The sequence below is a fragment of the Paenibacillus sp. RC334 genome (assembly GCF_030034735.1).
GTDB classification, from domain to species: Bacteria; Bacillota; Bacilli; order Paenibacillales; family Paenibacillaceae; genus Paenibacillus; species Paenibacillus terrae_A.
The window spans coordinates 3750289-3768772 of the sequence record NZ_CP125370.1; the positions used below are offsets into that span (position 1 = coordinate 3750289).

An 18484-nucleotide genomic window follows, 5' to 3' on the forward strand; every position below is an offset into this window, starting at 1 on the left:
CAACTATTTTCCAAAGGTACGCGGAATGGTATACGTATATTTACTTGCTGTACCATCCTGCTCCGTCTCATACATGAAGGTTTGGCTGTCTTCTGACCAGCTTCCTTTGACCCAGGCACCCTTCAAGGTACGCACTTCCAGCGTTGTCCGGTCTACACCATTGTCGGAAAGCTTATACACTTTCAGTTTTTTGCCCTCAATGACCACCGCATAGCTGCCATCAGGCGAATTAAGCTGATCTGTAGACGTCGCTTGGGCGCTAAAGGTGGAAGGATTACTGCTGTCCGGAGAGATCATCAAATTCGATGAAAATCCTTCATTGCGTACCGGGTTTTGCGACGCGGAGGGCTGCTGATCATTAGAAGCTGTATTGCTGCCCATATCTCCCGTCGTAGTCCCCAAATCCTTGGTAACCCCTTTGGAGGTCGTGTCTTTCGACGTATCATTTGAAGCAATCCGATTCTGTAACATCATACCCTGACTGACAGACGATGACGAATCATTAGCAGCCGTGCTGTTGTCATTACTGTCTTCAGTAGTACCCGTACCCGCTATGGGTGCTTTTTCTACTTTTGGTTCTCCTTGCTGTTCAGGGGCAATCGTTTGTTGCTCGGATTTACCCTGCTTTAACTGTTTGTCATCAGACTTAGGAGCATCCGCAGCAAAATCTTGCCCGGCAGATTTTTCTTTTGTGGTCTGACGATCCGCGCTTGGCTGTCCCTGCTGTCGATCCTGACGGGGAGGATGTCCCGCTGGCGCATGCTTCGTTGAATCTTGTTCACCAGTCTGTGGATCGTCATTTTGTGCAGCATCCTGTTTGGAAGGGTTCTTTTCATCATCCGCACTGTTCACATCCAGTTTGCTCGGATCAGATTGCTCCCCTGTGGATGGCTGGGTTGCGTTCGTTCCCTGATCCTCCTCTAACGGCTGCTTGGTCGAATCCGATCCAATAGCTGCATCGCGGCCTCCGCTTCCATTCACCGTACTTGGAACTTCTGTCTGTTCCTGCTGACTCATCACTCCAGGCGACTGGGGATCAAGCAAGCCTTCTGCATCCTGCACCGTTTTCGGTTCAAAATTGAATACTACAATTCCCAGTACAACAGCAGCGGCAGCCACGCCCATCGCAGCTCGCCCACTCATCCGGTTCCACCAAGGTATAGGTTGGGTACGCCGTCTCGGCCCCGGTCCAGGATCGGTAGCTACAGGCTGCATCTCCTGAAGCGCGCTTCCCTGCTCCTCACGTGCGCGGTCAATGGCATCAAGCTGAGGCATGATGGAATCCACCAGGCTGAACGCCGGGGAAACCGCAGGCAATTCCTCCAGCTCGCGGGAGAGCGTCTGAAGAATATGAAATTTTTCCGCACAGTCCGGGCAAGTCGCAATATGGTTCATTAATTGGGACGTCTCTTCTTCGCCCAGCTCATGATCCACATAACGCTGCATCCAATCCATCACCTCTTCCCCACACTTCATCCTGATACACCACCTTTCTGATATTCCTGAAGTAGCCCTTGCAATTGCTGTCTTGCACGATACAAGTATGACTTGACCGTATTAAGCGGCAAATCCAGAGAGTCGGCAATCTCGTTATAAGAGAAATCCTGCAGATATCTCAATACGATCACCGTCCGGTGGTGCTCTGGAAGCTGCTGTATAGCCTCACGAACATCCTGTGCCAAGTAAGAGGTCAGCACCTCGGCCTCCACATTTTGGGGATCGTTGAATATCATGTCGTGCTCGTCAATGGATACCGAGGGCTTCGTCCTCCTGAATTTGTCGATACATATGTTCGTTACAATGCGTTGAACCCAGGTTTTGAACTGCGCCTTTTCCTCATAAGAGTTAATTTTGGAATAAATCCGTATGAGGGCTTCTTGTGAAGCATCCATGGCGTCCTGTTCATTGTTTAAAATGTAATATGCCGTACGGTACACATGCTGTTCTATCTCTCTTAATAGGGTAATGAGAGCGTCGCGATCGCCCGATTGAGCGGCTCGAATGAGTCCCTGCTCTACCACAAAGGATCCCCCTCTCCCTGCAATATTACAGACGTTTCCCCTTTGCAAATTGTTGCAGGATAGACGTCTGACGATAATTTTATTTTTTATAGTGTAAAAAATGTTACCAAAAAGCCCATATTCCCCATTATAGCCTCCCTTAGAATAACAGAAAAAGGGAAGGTCGTCACCTTCCCTTAGCCCTTACTCACATAAATCTGCTGGAATCTGTCGAATTGAACTTGCATATTGTTACTTCTTGGAAATCAGGAAATCCGATATGAGCTCTAACTGGTAATTCAGGGCAATCGGGTCCTGAAAATAAAAGTCGTCAATCGAATACTGATATATTTTCCCTGCTTTAACAGAAGGAAGATTTTTCCATACGCTTTTAGATTCAATATCTTTCCCCTGATCTACTCCATCTCCCCTAATCCCCAGCATCAGGTAATCGGCATCGCCCAGCATCTCCGGTAAAGCCTCCATCGAAATACTGGCCCAGCCCTGTTCGAACGCCGCCTTTTCTACCTTCGCCGGGGCATGAAGCCCCAACTCATCGTAAAGTACGGCTCCTCCCCGTCCGTAGGACTTGCCATAGAGATATAATTCTTTGCCCGTTATCTCAAAAATAGCAATTTTTTTACCTGAATCAATAACATCAGACAAAGCCTGTTTCTTCTCAGCAATCCTGGACGCAAAATCAGCCAGGCATTTCTTCGCTTCCTGCTCCTTGTTCAACACCTTGCCCAGCTCTATCAGACGGTCCTTATAATTATATGTACCATATGGAATGAATACAGTAGGCGCTATTTTTTTCAGATTTTCATAAGCTTTCTCATCATAGGTAATGATCAGATCCGGATTCAGGGTGGTCACCTTTTCAAGGGACAGTGCGGAGCTATCACCGATATTTTCAACACCATTCAAGTATTTTTTATAGTATGGAGCATCGAATACAGTGTCTGGAGCCCCTACAGGTGTAATCCCAAGTGCAAGAACATCGCCTACATAGTCGCCGACCGCTACAACGACACGCTGTGGATGTTCAGGAATAGTAACTGTACCTTTATCGCTTTCATATGTACGTGTGGCAGCTGCATCACCAGTAGACGCAGTTTTGGAATCAGCCGTTGTCCCATTATCCGTTGCCATTCCTCCTCCATTCGTAGCGCATGCGCTCAGTACCAGCATTAATGAAATAATCAACAGGCAAGCCAAAGTTCGGAATTTTAAATAGTTCACAATAGTCCTCCCATTAATAATGATTCTCATTTTCAATACTATTAGATTCTATCAAAGCTCTTAGGTTATGTCCATGCAGGTTGTGTTAATAGCAAAAAGCCCACTCCTTAGAGTGAGCATATGTTTTAGTGTTTTACCTGAGTCGCTCTTGTGCTTATTGATCCAAAGTGTCCAATTGGGCATCAGCATATCGGCTGCCATGCACCTTATTTTTGGGACTCACGGCTTCGATGAGAGCTAAATCTTCTGTGGTCAGTTCAACATCCACGGATGTTGCATTTTCCTCCAAATATTTTACACGTTTGGTTCCCGGAATTGGCAATGCGCCATTCGCTATGGTCCATGCTAATGCTAATTGGGAAGGAGTGCAATTCTTCTCTTGGGCAACTTCTTTAATCTTATCGACAAGATCAACATTTTTCTGGAAATTATCACCTTGGAAGCGCGGCATATATCTGCGAACATCACTAGCTTCAAGATCCTCAAATTTACGCAACTCGCCGGAAATAAAGCCTCTGCTCAAAGGGCTGTAACCCACAAGCGTGATTCCCAATTCTTTTATCACAGGCAGGATTTCATCCTCAATCTCCCGACTCCACAGAGAATATTCGGTTTGTAAAGCAGAGATGGGATGTACCGCATGTGCGCGACGAACTGTAGCAGCAGATGCCTCTGACAAGCCGAGATAACGAACTTTCCCGGTCTTTACAAGCTCAGCCATAGCCCCTACGGTTTCCTCAATAGGAACATTCGGATCTACCCGGTGCTGGTAATAAAGATCAATATAGTCCACACCTAACCGACGAAGACTTTCGTCCGCTGCCTTTTTTACATAATCCGGATGACCATTAATGCCTTCAAAATTAGGGCCAAAAGCAAACTTTGTAGCAATAACGGCTTGTTCCCTGCGGCCTTTTAAAGCTCGTCCCAGTAGCTCCTCATTATGTCCATTACCATATACATCCGCAGTATCCAGCAAGGTGACACCTAACTCTAAAGCGCGATGAATCGTCCGAATCGATTCGTCATCATTAGTTTCACCGTATATTCCAGGAGACATGCCCATTAAACCCAAACCAAGAGATGAAACGACCAAATCACTATTACCCAGGTTACGTGTTTTCATGTAGTTGACCTCTCTTCCAAATCTTCATTTTTTAACTTCGAGATTCATCATAGCACATCAAAAAACACAATTCAAACAAAATATACGTTTTTTGTCTATATTGTTTTTGGAGTGTATAATATATATTCCATTATGGATATCAGTTATAATAAAGCAGGATTGGAGGCTAATGATGTGACCGACGATAGCAAGGTAATAGATAAAAAAAACGAGACATGCATTAAACTCAGCATGAAGCTGGCTCCCTATGTAAAAAAACACGGATTTCAGACATTACGTATGGATGAAATCGCAAAAATTATGGATATAAGTAGAGCAACCTTATATAAATACTTTTCAACGAAAGAAGAAGTTATAGAATACGTTGTGAACAATTTTATTGAGTTTATCAACGAATTGGTTATGGATTCATTGGATACAGATCAATTGTACGGGACTCGGTTTCAGCAGCTTTTTGAAAAATCAATTTTACTTGCTGTATATATTACAGACATTTTTTTAAATGAACTGGAGCACATATATCCTGAGAAGTATGATCGCTTAAGGATAGCGTTGCAGTTCCAAGAACAGCAATTGTTAGAATTTTATGAAGAGGGCATACAAAAAGGGGTGTTCAACCAAGTCAATGGCAAACTATTAATATTGCAGGATGAGCTATTGCGGTCCATGACTGATATTAAATACTTAATGTTAAACCACTTGACGATTTATCAGGTCTTGTATGACTTCTACCAATTAAAAAAGGTTCAATTATTTAAGCCTGAGAAAATTCAAAGCGTAGATGACGCATCGATGATACCTAGAATTGAGCATCTGGCCCAAAAAATCTCCAAGGAACTATACTAAATTCATTGAGAATTAGGTCCATTCCGGTCAAGTTAAAAGCAGGCTGCCACAGCGCCTGCTTGTTTGTATTTGAGAATTTTTCAAACTCCTCATTTTTTGTGCCGCACACTCAATTTGCCTTGGTGCGCACGGATTTGCACCTCTCCCATCGTATCTGTCCGATATATAGCAGAATCAACCGCCGATAAACGACCCAATACCGCTTCATTTGGATGCCCATACGTGTTGCTCGCTCCGACTGAAATGACGGATACCTTCGGTCGCCAGTAGGATAACCATTCTTCCGAGGTGGAATGCTTGCTACCGTGATGTGCTATTTTCATGACGTCTACCACTTGCCTTACAGCCACCGTTTCCCCTTTTGCTTCGGTATGGAAAGGAGAATGAGTTAACTCGGAGAGCAACAACGATTCTGCTGCATCATCCATATCTCCTGTGAACAAAAAGGAAGCCCCCTCCATCTCCAATATCATTGCAACGGAATAATGATTTTGTTCCTTCACAACGGGCAAACTTCCGGTTTCGTCCTCCTGCAACGGAAGCGGATGAATAAAGCGGATTTTCGTATCCTGATCCGGTCTCCACTCCATACCATAATGCGCACCGTACAGCTTGACCTGCTTGTTTACAGCCGTGTTCAATAGCTTGCGGAAAGGTGCCTTGTCTGTCAGGGTGCCGTTCAAAACCAAGGCCGATACTGGAATCTGGTCAAGCACAGCCTGCAATCCCCCAGCGTGGTCATGATCTCCATGCGTTAAAATGACAGCATCCAGCCGATGTACACCGCGCTGCTTCAATAAGGGCACAATCGTATCCTCACCTACCTCGTAGGGGTCTTTTCGCTTACGCCAAGCATTTTTTCCTGTCGTAAAATCCATCGTGCCCCCACCATCCACCAAAATGTGTTTACCACTCGGCGTTGTAATCAAAATGCTGTCGCCTTGGCCCACATCCAGGTATTGAACCATTCCCGTATTCCCATCACCTGGAGTTATATAACCTATACACAGAATGCCAAGCCAGGCAATACCGCTTACGGCCAGCGCCAAATGACTATTACCATTCCACTGTCGACGTGCATATTTGCCTGCTCCTTCAGGCTCATGCTCCGTCTGCAATATAGCTGCCCACTCCGCAGATGCCGCTAATCCTGTATGTATGGGTGATGGCATGGGAACGGATGTGCTTTGTCCCACCAAATTGCGTCCGGCTGAAAGCCTCCCCTTGTCCTTATCCAGTGCTACCTCAAAGCCCAGAGATTCATCTGTTCGCCTTCGAGATATCATCCATGTTTTGAGCCAGTACAGAATACTGTACAAAGCAGCATAATACGCTATGACCCACAGAATGGAGGAAGACGGCCAAATACTCACATAAGTGTCATCCACGTTCATCCATTTTACAAGCCAAAAGGTCAGTTCGTTCAGCTGCTCTGCTGGCCACGCAATGATACGTCCCCCGTCCTCCCATAGAAAGGTGATTCCCATCGCCACCGTTCCCAGTGGAAGCACGATATACGTAATAAGTGGAACAAGCACAAAATTAGCCGCAAACGATAGCAGCGAAAACTGATTAAAGTAGAAGACTGTCATCGGAAACGAAACAAGCTGCGCTGTGATCGTAATCGCAATTTCGCCGCCGATCAGAAGAGGCCATTTGGCGAAAAACGGCTTCATCAGCGGCATATAAATGAGCAGTCCGGCTGTTACCAGAAAAGAAAGCTGAAAACTGACACTAAGCAGGTAATACGGATTCCAAAGCAACATCAATAACGCAGACACACTCAAAATACTAAGCCCGTCCTTGAGCATTCCCCGTCTGGCTGCAAACAGGCCGATCATGGCCATAATTCCAGCCCTCACAACAGAGGGAGAAGCACCTGTCAGCAGTACATAAGCCGGAATAAGCACCATCACGACCGTAAGAGACGTCTCACGACTCACTCGCAATAGCTTGAACAAATACAGTAGTGTAGCTGCATATACCGCCACATGCATACCGGATATCGCTAAAATATGCGTTAATCCAAGCTGCGTAAATTCGTTATACGTTGCCGGGTCCAGCTCATCCGTAACTCCTAGTACAAGTCCTTTCATATATCCTGCGTGATGAAGAGAACCAAATGCCGATTCCATCCGTTGCCCTAATTGCTCCCTAAGCTGATCATTCCACCTGAACAAGGTGTAACGGTTCCACTGCGAAGCTTGCTGCTTCTGTAGCGAAGCGGCCCCATTCCCTTTGAAAAGCCAGTGAATCTCCTGTGTATGCAGGTATTCATTGTAATCAAAGCCGCCAAAGTTCCCCGCTTTTGCAGGAGCCTTTAAGCTACCACGCAGTTGAATTGCATCTCCACGCTGCCATCCTGCCGCCAGTTGCTGTTCCTGTTTGGCAGCCAGCTTGATGTGTACGATAACCTGTTCAGAAATAGCTTCGCTCTTTCCAACTCCGCCCTGAAAAGTGTCATTTTGAGAATCACTTCCCATATTGCTTATTGCATTAATCCTCATCTCAAACTGTGCCCGATCACCGTCTACCTGTACCTCGGAAGCGATGAACCCGGATGCACGAACAGGCACGTCTTCCAGCTTGGAGGCCGATACGTGAAGAGCCTCAGGAATATGGCTCACATTATGCATATCATGCCAAGCCCAATGGAATCCACCTCCGCTCAAGGCAAGCCATAATAACACCACATGCCGGACGGGAATCTTCATCAGTAGAGCCATAAGAGGAAAAATCAACGTGACGCCCGCCCAGAGCAATAGAAGCATACGTCCGGAATACAAACAAGCTCCTGCACTCCCCGTAATCCAACATACCGTAAGGGCTAAGATAGGTCTGCTTAAAACAAGTTTGGCTTGAATACAACCACCTCCCGATAGCAGAATATTGCTCTGTGTCCAAACCGCAAAACAAAAAAGAACCCCTGACAAAATAGCATTCGTCAGAGGTTCTTCCTCGGTTACTCTTTAATTCATCAAGTCTTAATTCATACATTTTAATTCATAACATCCATCAGCGTTTCTTTCGGTGGATGATAGTTATCCAGCATACGGAAGGCAATCCCTTTTTGCTCCATCATGCCACGAACCTTGTCGGTATCCTTTGGGTAAGGTCGGTGGTATACGATCTCCACAATTCCGCTGTTCGCCAGCATGTTGGCACACGTCCAGCATGGCTGGTCGGTCACATATACTGAGGACCCTTCACGATCAATGCGGTCGGTGAACAGCAGCAAGTTCTGCTCCGCATGAATAGTGCGGATACAGCGCTGCTTCTTAACCATTTCATCCCGCCCCTCGCGATGAACGACTTCGTACTCCTCCGAAATCATACAGCCTGCCTCAGAGCAGTCGGGTACCCCGGATGGTGCACCATTATAGGCCGTGCCCAAAAGCTTTTTGCCTTGTACAAGTACGGCTCCAACATGACGCCGCGAGCAGCGTGAACGGGTGGATACCATATAAGCGATATCCATAAAATAGGTGTCCCAGTCCTTGCGTACATCTGTACTCATATCCATCTCTCCCGTAAACACAAGTTACAACGTAAATATATCCGCTAAAGCCATCCTGACAGCCTTGCCACATGTCTACTTATAAGCTGACGTAAGGCTTCATTTTCGCCAACATTTTAGCACCGATTCCCTTCACATGATCCAAATCGCTCACACGCTTGAACGGCCCATGCTGATTACGATAGCTCAGAATCGCTTCGGCCTTTTTTAGCTCCAACCCCTGGCAGTTCCATTAACTCAGCAGCAGTCGCCGTATTAATGTTCACCTTTTTTTCACCGGAAGCGGATGAAGCAACCGGATCGCCTGCTGTATTCGACCTGTTCGTCGTGGCATTCGAGCTTTCAACGCCAGTAACGGAACTCGAATCCATCACCTCAGATTGCTTTATGGTACTGGAGCTTTCGCTTCCATCGACCGATGCACCAGCAGAATCCTGTACAGCCTCACGCTTCACATGGCCAGCTCCTTCGCCACCCGAACTGAGTTCAGCTTTGCCTGAGGCTTCGGCTACAGCACTCTTTCCCTGAGTCTGGCCGCTATTGCTCCGTGACTCATTTTGCTCCGGCTCTACCGCTAAAGCCTGCTCCACCTTATGATTAAGCACCTGCCACTCTTCTTCCGGCTCTGGACGCTGCCCACCAGCAAACAGAATAAGCCCACTGCCGATTAGGGAAAGCACTATTGCCGTTCCAGTCCATAAGCGGTTCATTTCCATTTTGTCCCCTTCTCCACATAGATTTTAGGGAAAGTGAGCCACTCAATACAGCGTCTCAATCGAACAGAGCAAGCCTGTCCTATTCCCGTTAACCGGAGGATGTAAACAACCTCCATACGGTCTCGCTGTGAGCCATTTTCCAAAGAGTGGTACGACCTTGGGCACGATCTAACATGCTCAGACATAAAATTCGTCATGTCGGCCAAGACCGGGTGCATACACTAAGAAGAATGACAGCGTCTATACCGCAAAGTATGAAAGGAGGACGTTGAACGATGAAAGTTGGATTTATCGGGACTGGCAGCATGGGAAGTCTGCTGATTGAATCTTTTATTCATTCCAACGCACTTAAACCACAGCAAATATCAGCAAGCAATCGAACGTATTCCAAGGTAGCCGAGCTGGCCCGTCGTTATCCAGGATTACATGCAGCCCAAAGCAACCGTGAGACGGCAGCGGATAGCGATATCCTGTTTATCTGCGTGAAGCCGCTGGAATCAAAAGCCGTAACGGATGAAATACGCAACGTCATTACAGAAGAGCAAATCGTCGTTTCTATTACAAGTCCGGTACAGCTACGCATCCTGGAGCATTCACTGAAAGCCAAAGTGTCCAAAATTATTCCCAGCATTACCCACCAGGTAGGCAGCGGAGCCTCACTATGCATCCATGGCAGCCGGATTACAGAGGAGGATCGCTCCCTTCTGGAAGAGCTTATGTCCCACATTAGCAGGCCGATTCGGGTTAAGGAATCCCATACACGTATTACGTCGGATTTTTCCAGCTGCGGCCCTGCTTTCCTAGCCTTTTTTATGGACCAGTGGATTCATGCTGCGGTTCAGGCCACGGGTATAGACCGTACGGAACTATGCGCTCTGGCTGGTGAAATGATTATCGGCACAGGAAAGCTGCTTACTGAGGGCGGAATGACACCAGCCGAGTTGCAGGCGAGGGTAGCAGTTCCCGGAGGTATTACCGCTGAAGCCCTCGCACTGCTGGACATCAGCCTGCACAGCGTCTTCCCCGAGCTGATACGGGCCACACACAACAAGTATGAGGAGGACATGCAAAAGATAGACGCCTCCTTCGGCTTAAAGCCGATTAACCCGCAACAATATTGACCAGTTTGCCTGGTACTGCAATCACCTTGCGAACCGTTTTACCGGCCAGCGCCTGCTGAACGTTGTCCAGCGACAGAGCGAATGCCTCCATCGCTTTGGCGTCAAGGTCTTTGGCAATCGTCGCACGCTGCACGATTTTACCGTTCACCTGCACCACAATTTCCACTTCGGCATCCACCGTCCACGCTTCATCATAAGCAGGCCAAGCCGCGTAGGTAATGCTTTCGTTGTGTCCCAGCAGCTGCCACAGTTCCTCGGCCAGATGCGGTGCAAGCGGCGACAGCATTTGCACGAAGTTTTCCATTGCTGCACGCGGCAAACGGTCTGCTTTGTATGCATCATTGGTAAAAATCATCAGTTGGCTGATCGCCGTATTGAAGCGCAGCGCGTCCAGATCCTCGGTTACTTTCTTCAGCGTTTTATGCCAGGTCCGATTGAACTCATCACTGCCGCCTTCATTTGAAATTTTATCGTTCAGGCTACCATCCTCGGAAACGAACAGGCGCCATACACGGGACAGAAAACGATGCGCTCCCTCAACCCCGTTTTCGCTCCATGGCTTAGTCGCTTCCAGCGGCCCCATAAACATCTCATAAATGCGCAGCGTATCGGCGCCAAACGTATTCACAATATCGTCAGGGTTGATGACATTACCGCGTGATTTACTCATTTTTTCATTATTGTTGCCCAGAATCATACCCTGATTGACCAGCTTGTAGAAAGGCTCTTTTGTTTCTACAACGCCAATATCATACAGCACCTTGTGCCAGAAACGAGCATACAGCAAGTGAAGAACCGCATGTTCCGCACCGCCGATGTACAGATCCACAGGCAGCCATTCGCGCTGCTTCTCCTTGGATACAGGCTCTTTATCGTTATGCGGATCAATATAGCGCAGGTAATACCAGCAGCTTCCCGCCCATTGTGGCATGGTGTTCGTCTCACGGCGTGCTTTCAAGCCCGTCTCGGGATCAATAGTTTCTACCCAGTCCGTCGCATTGGCCAACGGGGACTCTCCTGTGCCTGAAGGCTTGATGTTATCCATTTCCGGCAGTACGAGCGGCAGTTGATCCTCAGAAACTGTTTTGATCGTTCCATCTTCCAGATGAATCACCGGAATCGGCTCGCCCCAATAGCGTTGACGGCTGAACAGCCAGTCGCGCAAGCGGTACGTCACTTTTCCTTGTCCTTTACCCTCGGCTTCAAGCCATTCAATCATCTTCGGAATGGCTTCCTCATTCGTAAGTCCATTCAGCGGACCTGAGTTGACGTGCGGACCATCCTCGGTGTATGGCTCTTTAGCCACGTCTCCACCTTGGACAACCTCAATGATATTCAGCCCGAATTGCTTCGCAAATTCCCAGTCACGTGTGTCGTGACCTGGTACAGCCATGATCGCGCCTGTTCCGTAGCCTGCCAGCACATAGTCAGCAATCCAGATCGGCAGCTTTTCACCGTTCACCGGATTCACCGCGTAAGCGCCTGTGAAGACACCCGTTTTATCCTTCGCCAGATCCGTACGCTCCAGATCGCTTTTACGGGCAGCTTGTTCACGGTATTGATTTACGGCATCCTTTTGCTCAGGTGTAGTGATAACATCCACCAATTCCTGCTCAGGAGCCAGCACACAGTAGCTTGCGCCGAACAGCGTATCCGGGCGGGTTGTAAATACCGTTAATTGCTTGTCATGGCCTTCAATTGGAAAATGAACCTCTGCCCCAGTAGACTTGCCGATCCAGTTCCGCTGCATATCTTTAATGCTTTCGGACCAATCCAGCTCCTCCAAATCATCCAGCAGACGATCAGCATATTCCGTTATTTTCAGCATCCATTGACGCATAGGTTTGCGGATAACCGGATGACCGCCACGCTCACTCTTGCCGTCAATTACTTCTTCATTCGCCAACACCGTTCCCAATGCAGGACACCAGTTCACAGGCACTTCAGCTACATAAGCAAGACCGCGCTTATACAGCTGGATGAAAATCCACTGTGTCCATTTATAATAATCGGGGTCTGTTGTGCTGATTTCACGATCCCAGTCGTATGAAAAGCCAAGCGATTTGATTTGACGGCGGAAGTTATTAACATTTTTTACCGTAATTTCACGTGGATGCTCTCCCGTATCCAGCGCATGCTGCTCGGCAGGCAGACCGAAGGCGTCCCAACCCATCGGATGCAGTACGTTGTAGCCGCGCATTCTTTTATACCGTGAAACAATATCCGTTGCCGTGTAACCTTCCGGGTGGCCTACATGCAGACCAGCTCCAGACGGGTACGGGAACATATCCAAAGCATAAAACTTCGGTTTGCCCGGCTCTTCCCCGGTACGGAACGTTTTGTTCTCATCCCAATATTTCTGCCATTTTGGTTCAATACTTTGCGGTTGATAGCCGTGCTTCGGCTGTGTGTCTGTCATTGTCATTTCCTCCTCAAACGGTATGCAACAAAAAAACCTCTGCATCCCGTAGCGTGTCAGCGCTAGGGACGAGAGGTTATATTCCCGTGGTACCACCCTAGTTAGCAGAAAGCGTTCTTCGCCTTCTACTCCCTTTGCACCTGATAACGGAGGTGATCCGATGCGGGTTAATAACAGGGTTCAAGCACCTGTATAGGGCATTCCTGCGTTGGGCGCATATCTCCGAGGCGAGTTCACTTTGCACTGTCAACCGGCTTGCACCATCCGCCGGCTCTCTACATGTCCAGACAAAACTACTATTCCTCATCAGCGATTGTTTAACCGTTAATAATGGCACTATTATATTGAAAACCGCGAAAAAAGTCAAATAAGGACTACATCTGGTGCTAAACACCAACTTCATTCGTTTGCTCCATGACACACGGAGGCAAATGTTTTATAATTAGCTCCGAGCCAGATTGAGATGAGTTGAGATGAGAAAGGTGAGCTGAGACATGGCACAAATTAAAATTTACGGAATAAAAGAAGCACTGAATCCAATCAAGGAGCAACTTTCAGATGTGATTCACTCCGCTGTGGTGGATGCGTTCCAATATCCCCCCGACAAAAGGTTTCATCGTTTTTTCCCGATGAATCAGGAAGACTTCATATTTGCCCACGATCGCTCGCAGGCATACACCATTATTGAAATTAGTGTGTTTGAAGGCAGAACGACAGAGGCTAAAAAGCACCTTATCCAGCTGCTATTCCAAAGAATTAACAATTTAGGCATTGCCCCGCAGGATCTTGAAATTACTATATTCGAGACACCGAAACAGAATTGGGGCATTCGCGGTGTACCCAGTGATGAACTTCAACTGAACTATAAAGTAAACATATAATTTGAAGCTCTTATGCAAAAAGACGCCCTTCATGTCATCATGAAAAGCGTCTTTCTTTGTCCTATATTAGCCTGATAAAGCTTCATTATTTTACAGCAACATAAAATAATCTGGCCGCGTCATCTACTGCTTCTACCCATTCAAAGTCCGCATATACCTTCACATCGCGAAAACCGGCTTTGGACAATTCCGTTTTCATCCAGTCCGGGTCATAGGCACGTTGCACATGAATCTCCTCGAACCGCTGGTATACATCGCGCCCTTCATTTTCTGCTCTCGCAAAAATGCTGAGATGATGCTCAATTTCACAGCGCGGAGTGTCCAACGCACAAGTCCAGATATATGAGATGGAGCGCTCGTCCAGTACAAAAGGCTGCTCATCATCATAACGCACAAACGTCTGGGGATGATGTACATCGAACAGAAAGGTTCCGCCAGGCTTAAGACCGGCATACGTTCTGCGAAAAGTAGCAGTAATGTCCTCTTCCTCCAGCAAATAATTCAGACAATCGCAAAAAGAAATGACAGAATCCACAGGCTCTGGTAAACTCCATTCCCGCATATCCTGCTCTATCCAGCGAATGCTACCCTCACGGAACAAACGCTGTCCTTGCGTAGTCGTTTCCATTTTGCGACGGGCTACTGCCAGCATATCTGAAGACAAGTCGATGCCAGCCACCTCGAAGCCCGAGTTGACCAGTGGAATCGTAATGGAGCCCGTCCCACAGCCCAGCTCTGCCACCGTATGCGGCATACCATGCTGATCCCAGGCCTGCCGAGCAAAACGCAGCCAGTCCGGGTACGGCATGTCCTGCATCAGCTCATCATACACATAGGCAAACTTCCGGTAAGAAGCCATTTTTTATTCCCCATTCCCGTCCTTCGGTTCAGGCATTTTCTCCACCAGATAGGTCCAGTTTTCCTTTTGCGTAACCAGCCCTTCCTTCATCAGCTTGCCCATGGCACGCTTGAAGGCGGATTTACTGATACCAAACCGTTGCTTAATAATATCCGGCGGCGTGGCGTCGGAATAAGGCATACCGCCACCCGGCCGCTCTTTCAAAAAGGCAATGAGACGATCCGCATCCTCATCACGGCCCACTTCCTTGCGCGGCGACATCGCCAAATTCACCCGACCGTCTTCACGAACCAGTGTGACCCGTACCTTCACCTCTTCACCCAAACGAAGCATCCGGTTACGTTCCGAGGAATGGATCATGCCAATCGCGCCAAAACCAAGCACGCCTCCGTCCACCAGGACAAATGTCCCCATCTGAAGCGGCTTGTACACCGTCGCCTGCACCCACGTATTGAGCCATGAATCAGGTGCATGGAAGGACAATGGAGCCAGCTCTTGCTCACCCGCCAGCTTCGCTCGCAGCCTGCCCTGCTTATCATGTTCCATGATAGCATAGACGTAGTCGCCCACCTGAGGATGCAAATCCCGGTTCTCAGGCAACTCACGAATCGGCAGCAGCAATTGACGACCCAATCCCATTTCCAGAAAACAACCCAGACGCGGATGCACATCCGCCACCTGTAGCTTTGCCAGTTCGCCCAACGACAGGAACGGTTTTTTCATGGTAGCGGCCAAACGGTCCTCTGTATCGTGAAAAATAAATACTTCCAGCCGTTCTCCAACCTCAATCTCACGTGTCAGCTCCGTATAATGCAGCAGTACATCCTGATCGCCAACTGTGAGAAAGTAGCCGAAAGGGGATACCTCACGATCTACCATAATCGTGACATAAGTACCAGCAATCAGATTCATACCTTCTCCACAACCTTAGCGTCCGACCAAAGTCTTTCAATGTTATAATATTCACGCTCGTCGCGATGGAAGACATGCACTACGACATCTCCCAAGTCCATCAGAACCCAGCGGCCGGAATCCATTCCTTCGATCCCTTTGATTGTTGTACCTTCATCATGAGCGCGTTTGCGAATTTCCGTCACAATCGCCTGTACCTGAGTATCCGAATTACCGTGGCAGATTACAAAATAATCCGCGACAAGGGATACGCCCCGCAAGTCAAGGGCTACAATATTCATGGCCTTCTTATCTTCAGCGGCCTCAACCGTAATTTGCATTAATTTCTCATTAGTTATGGTCATTCATGAACCTCCGATTTTCTCTGTTTAAGTTGTTGGATCAGATCATTTCGCGACAGTACCGTCAGCGGAAAAATAACCTTTTGCTTCTCCAGCAGCAGTGAAATCGTGGAATCAAATCCAGCGACAAGACCCTGCTCCAAACTTTTTTTCGCCTGTTTGCGGATATGATCTACCCCAGGGAAATCTCGTCCCGGTTCGATATAATCAGCGAGACACACGACCTTGTCCAGCAAACTCATGCCCACACGGCCTGAGGTATGCCAGCGAATGGCATTCCGTATTTCAGAGTCTTCCACCCCATAGTCTCTCGCTGCAACGCAATATCCTACCTCAGAATGCCACAGTTGCTTGTCATGCTGCAAAAGCTCCTGGTCACATTCGGGATGACTGCGAATCACTTCCTCCATCTGCTGAACGGACCAATATTTCGCTACATCATGCAAAATAGCCGCTAATTCGGCCTTATCCGGGTCCGCGCCATACCGCTTGGCAAGCTCCACGGAGGTATGCATGACACCCAGTGTGTGCTTCCAGCGTTTTTCAGGCATTTGACCGGATACAGCCTCCATCAATTGCTCACGGCTGTACTTCATACAAACCGCCCCTTGTAATGTAGTCATGCACACGATCAGGCACAAGATAGCGAATGGTGCGCCCTTCCGCAACACGTTCCCGAATATCCGTCGAAGAAATATCCACCACCGGCATATCCGCCAGCAGCACCTTGTTCTGCAAATAATGCGGTAGTTCATTCAGCGCAAGCTGGAAACCGGGACGCCGGACACCGATAAAACAAATTCGCTGTGCCAGCTCCTCAATCCCCTGCCAATGAGGTAAGTAATTCACCATATCCGCGCCGATAATAAAATAAAAATCTACAGCAGGATGCAGCTCCTGAAGCTCTTTGATCGTGTCAATAGTATAAGATACCCCACCTCGAAGCACTTCAATATCTAACACTCCAAAAGCAGGATGGCCCGCCACCGCTTCACTCGTCATCTCCAGCCGCTCTGTGCCGCTAGCCCCCGCCTGGTGCTTGTGGGGAGGGATATGGGAAGGCATGAACCATACATGGTCCAGCGCATAGGCATCCCTTGCCGCTTCTCCAGCCAGCAGATGTCCAATATGAATCGGGTCAAATGTACCGCCCATAATACCGATTTTCATAGTCTCCTCCCCGCGTGTTTATCCTCTAGGCAGCTCGATTTGCTTGTTATCACGGGATTCCTTGTACAAAATAATCGTGCTCCCGATGAGCTGTACAAGCTCGGAACCTGTTTCCGTAGCCAGTTCTTCCGCAATTTCATGCTTGTCATCCAGACAGTTGTTCAAAATCTGCACCTTCATCAGCTCGCGCTTTTCAATCGCATCGTTAATGTGACGCATAAGATGCTCGTTCGTACCGTTTTTCCCTACTTGAAAAACCGGGTCCAGATGATGCGCCATCGAGCGCAAATACCTTTTTTGTTTACCTGTTAACATGTATACTTAACTCCTTCATAACCACATATGCCATGCGGCAATTCCATAATTTTAGTGTAAAATCCGACTTACGACAGGCTTCTCAGCACAGCCGCTCTCATTTCGTCTACAGCAGGGGCTACGCCCATAAAATACTCAAAGGCCACTGCTCCCTGATACACGAACATGCCCAAGCCTCCGTGTACGGTGCAGCCGCGCTGTTTACGGCTTTCGCGCAAAAATCTCGTTTCCAGCGGGTTGTAGATCAAATCACTTACAATGATTCCTTCTGGAATCAGACTCGTTTCCAGCGGAAGCTCATCGGATAGAGGAGACATTCCTACCGAGGTCGTATTGATCAGCACATCCACCGATGCAAGCACGCTCTCCGCTTCATCGTTAGAATAACCCGTCACAGGGATTGCTTCCGTCGTCCACTCCAATGCCAGCTGCTCGGCCTTATCGCGTGTCCGATTCAGAATAATGACCGATTCCGGCTGTTCCTCCAGTAACGCATGAATCACACCTCTGGCAGCACCTCCGGCTCCGAGGACCGCAATTCTTGTGCCTTTCAGCTTGACCGAAGTCTCTTCTTTGAGGGAACGCACGTAGCCGATCCCGTCCGTATTGTAACCCTTAAGACGTCCGTTGTCGTTCACAATCGTGTTGACAGCGCCGATGAGTCTGGCTCCTTCATCAATCTCATCCAAATATTTCATAACTTCAACTTTATGGGGAATCGTCACATTGACTCCGCGGAAATGCAAAGCCCGAATCCCCTTCATGGCGTCCTCCAGCTGATCGGGCTTGACGTGAAGAGGAACAAAATCCCCCTCTATCCCCGCTGCCTTTAAAGCTACTTTATGCATGAGAGGCGATTTGGAGTGCTTGATCGGATCACCCAATACGCCCAATAATACAAGATCTTGTTCGGTCACTCCAGACTCCCCGCTGCTCATCGTCGTTCTCCCCCATGTTGCAAAATATTAGGCTGCACAAATACATGAACGGCGGCAGGAACCTGAATCTGTTCCTTGCCG

At 48.1% G+C, this 18484-nt stretch carries 19 protein-coding genes and 1 other annotated feature; of the genes, 3 read left to right on the plus strand and 16 right to left on the minus strand.

The window, feature by feature from the left end; genetic code table 11:
• Window positions 1-3: 3 nt before the first annotated feature.
• The 4 genes from QMK20_RS17225 to QMK20_RS17240 all read right to left on the minus strand — a co-directional run bounded on the left by QMK20_RS17225 (window position 4) and on the right by QMK20_RS17240 (window position 4368).
• Window positions 4-1476, minus strand: a complete 1473-nt coding sequence (locus tag QMK20_RS17225; protein WP_283652563.1) for an anti-sigma factor family protein — start codon at window positions 1474-1476, stop codon at window positions 4-6.
• Window positions 1473-2021, minus strand: a complete 549-nt coding sequence (locus tag QMK20_RS17230) for an RNA polymerase sigma factor (RefSeq protein ID WP_014282534.1) — start codon at window positions 2019-2021, stop codon at window positions 1473-1475. The genes QMK20_RS17225 and QMK20_RS17230 overlap by 4 nt, the downstream gene beginning before the upstream one ends.
• Before the next feature lie 231 nt (window positions 2022-2252).
• Window positions 2253-3242: an iron-hydroxamate ABC transporter substrate-binding protein gene (locus QMK20_RS17235; RefSeq protein ID WP_283652564.1), complete on the minus strand. Its 990-nt coding sequence runs from the start codon at window positions 3240-3242 to the stop codon at window positions 2253-2255.
• Between the two features lie 154 nt (window positions 3243-3396).
• A complete protein-coding gene (locus QMK20_RS17240) occupies window positions 3397-4368 on the minus strand; it encodes an aldo/keto reductase (RefSeq protein ID WP_283652565.1) in 972 nt (323 codons plus the stop codon).
• A gap of 174 nt (window positions 4369-4542) precedes the next feature.
• Here QMK20_RS17240 and QMK20_RS17245 point away from each other — a divergent pair, with 174 nt between their 5' ends.
• Complete coding sequence (locus tag QMK20_RS17245; RefSeq protein ID WP_283652566.1) at window positions 4543-5214, plus strand: TetR/AcrR family transcriptional regulator; 672 nt, start codon at window positions 4543-4545, stop codon at window positions 5212-5214.
• 89 nt (window positions 5215-5303) lie between these two features.
• Here QMK20_RS17245 and QMK20_RS17250 read toward each other — a convergent pair whose 3' ends face one another.
• From QMK20_RS17250 to QMK20_RS17265, 4 genes are all read right to left on the minus strand, one after another.
• On the minus strand, window positions 5304-7985 hold the full coding sequence (locus tag QMK20_RS17250; protein ID WP_283656299.1) for a ComEC/Rec2 family competence protein: 2682 nt from the start codon (window positions 7983-7985) through the stop codon (window positions 5304-5306).
• A 227-nt stretch (window positions 7986-8212) separates the two neighbouring features.
• Window positions 8213-8731, minus strand: coding sequence for a deoxycytidylate deaminase (locus tag QMK20_RS17255; RefSeq protein WP_283652567.1), 519 nt, complete (start codon window positions 8729-8731; stop codon window positions 8213-8215).
• Window positions 8732-8810: 79 nt separating this feature from the next.
• A complete protein-coding gene (locus QMK20_RS17260; protein ID WP_283652568.1) occupies window positions 8811-8948 on the minus strand; it encodes a ComEA family DNA-binding protein in 138 nt (45 codons plus the stop codon).
• Window positions 8908-9441, minus strand: a complete 534-nt coding sequence (locus QMK20_RS17265; RefSeq protein WP_283652569.1) for a ComEA family DNA-binding protein — start codon at window positions 9439-9441, stop codon at window positions 8908-8910. The genes QMK20_RS17260 and QMK20_RS17265 overlap by 41 nt, the downstream gene beginning before the upstream one ends.
• Window positions 9442-9722: 281 nt before the next feature.
• Here QMK20_RS17265 and comER point away from each other — a divergent pair, with 281 nt between their 5' ends.
• Window positions 9723-10568, plus strand: coding sequence for a late competence protein ComER (gene comER / locus QMK20_RS17270; RefSeq protein ID WP_283652570.1), 846 nt, complete (start codon window positions 9723-9725; stop codon window positions 10566-10568).
• On the opposite strand, the gene leuS is transcribed toward comER, so the two are convergent.
• Window positions 10549-12987 carry a leucine--tRNA ligase gene (gene leuS / locus QMK20_RS17275; protein WP_283652571.1) on the minus strand — a complete coding sequence of 813 codons (2439 nt, stop codon included), beginning with the start codon at window positions 12985-12987 and terminating at the stop codon, window positions 10549-10551. The genes comER and leuS overlap by 20 nt on opposite strands.
• Before the next feature lie 61 nt (window positions 12988-13048).
• Window positions 13049-13306, minus strand: a binding site (T-box leader).
• Between the two features lie 175 nt (window positions 13307-13481).
• Between leuS and QMK20_RS17280 the strand changes: the two genes are divergently transcribed.
• The gene (locus QMK20_RS17280; protein ID WP_283652572.1) at window positions 13482-13868 is read left to right on the plus strand and encodes a tautomerase family protein; all 387 of its coding nucleotides are present in this window, start codon (window positions 13482-13484) and stop codon (window positions 13866-13868) included.
• A gap of 85 nt (window positions 13869-13953) precedes the next feature.
• Here the strand turns inward: QMK20_RS17280 and QMK20_RS17285 are convergent, their stop codons facing one another.
• From QMK20_RS17285 to aroE, 7 genes are all read right to left on the minus strand, one after another.
• Window positions 13954-14727, minus strand: a complete 774-nt coding sequence (locus QMK20_RS17285) for a class I SAM-dependent DNA methyltransferase (RefSeq protein WP_283652573.1) — start codon at window positions 14725-14727, stop codon at window positions 13954-13956.
• Between the two features lie 3 nt (window positions 14728-14730).
• Window positions 14731-15639: a CvfB family protein gene (locus QMK20_RS17290; RefSeq protein WP_014282544.1), complete on the minus strand. Its 909-nt coding sequence runs from the start codon at window positions 15637-15639 to the stop codon at window positions 14731-14733.
• Window positions 15636-15983 carry a ribosome silencing factor gene (rsfS, locus tag QMK20_RS17295; RefSeq protein WP_025682016.1) on the minus strand — a complete coding sequence of 116 codons (348 nt, stop codon included), beginning with the start codon at window positions 15981-15983 and terminating at the stop codon, window positions 15636-15638. The genes QMK20_RS17290 and rsfS overlap by 4 nt, the downstream gene beginning before the upstream one ends.
• A complete protein-coding gene (gene yqeK, locus QMK20_RS17300) occupies window positions 15980-16576 on the minus strand; it encodes a bis(5'-nucleosyl)-tetraphosphatase (symmetrical) YqeK (RefSeq protein ID WP_283652574.1) in 597 nt (198 codons plus the stop codon). The genes rsfS and yqeK overlap by 4 nt, the downstream gene beginning before the upstream one ends.
• Complete coding sequence (nadD, locus tag QMK20_RS17305; RefSeq protein WP_283652575.1) at window positions 16560-17150, minus strand: nicotinate-nucleotide adenylyltransferase; 591 nt, start codon at window positions 17148-17150, stop codon at window positions 16560-16562. Before nadD ends, yqeK begins: the two co-directional genes overlap by 17 nt.
• An 18-nt stretch (window positions 17151-17168) precedes the next feature.
• Complete coding sequence (yhbY, locus tag QMK20_RS17310; RefSeq protein WP_014282548.1) at window positions 17169-17465, minus strand: ribosome assembly RNA-binding protein YhbY; 297 nt, start codon at window positions 17463-17465, stop codon at window positions 17169-17171.
• A gap of 68 nt (window positions 17466-17533) precedes the next feature.
• Window positions 17534-18403, minus strand: coding sequence for a shikimate dehydrogenase (aroE, locus tag QMK20_RS17315; RefSeq protein ID WP_283652576.1), 870 nt, complete (start codon window positions 18401-18403; stop codon window positions 17534-17536).
• Window positions 18404-18484 lie beyond the last annotated feature (81 nt).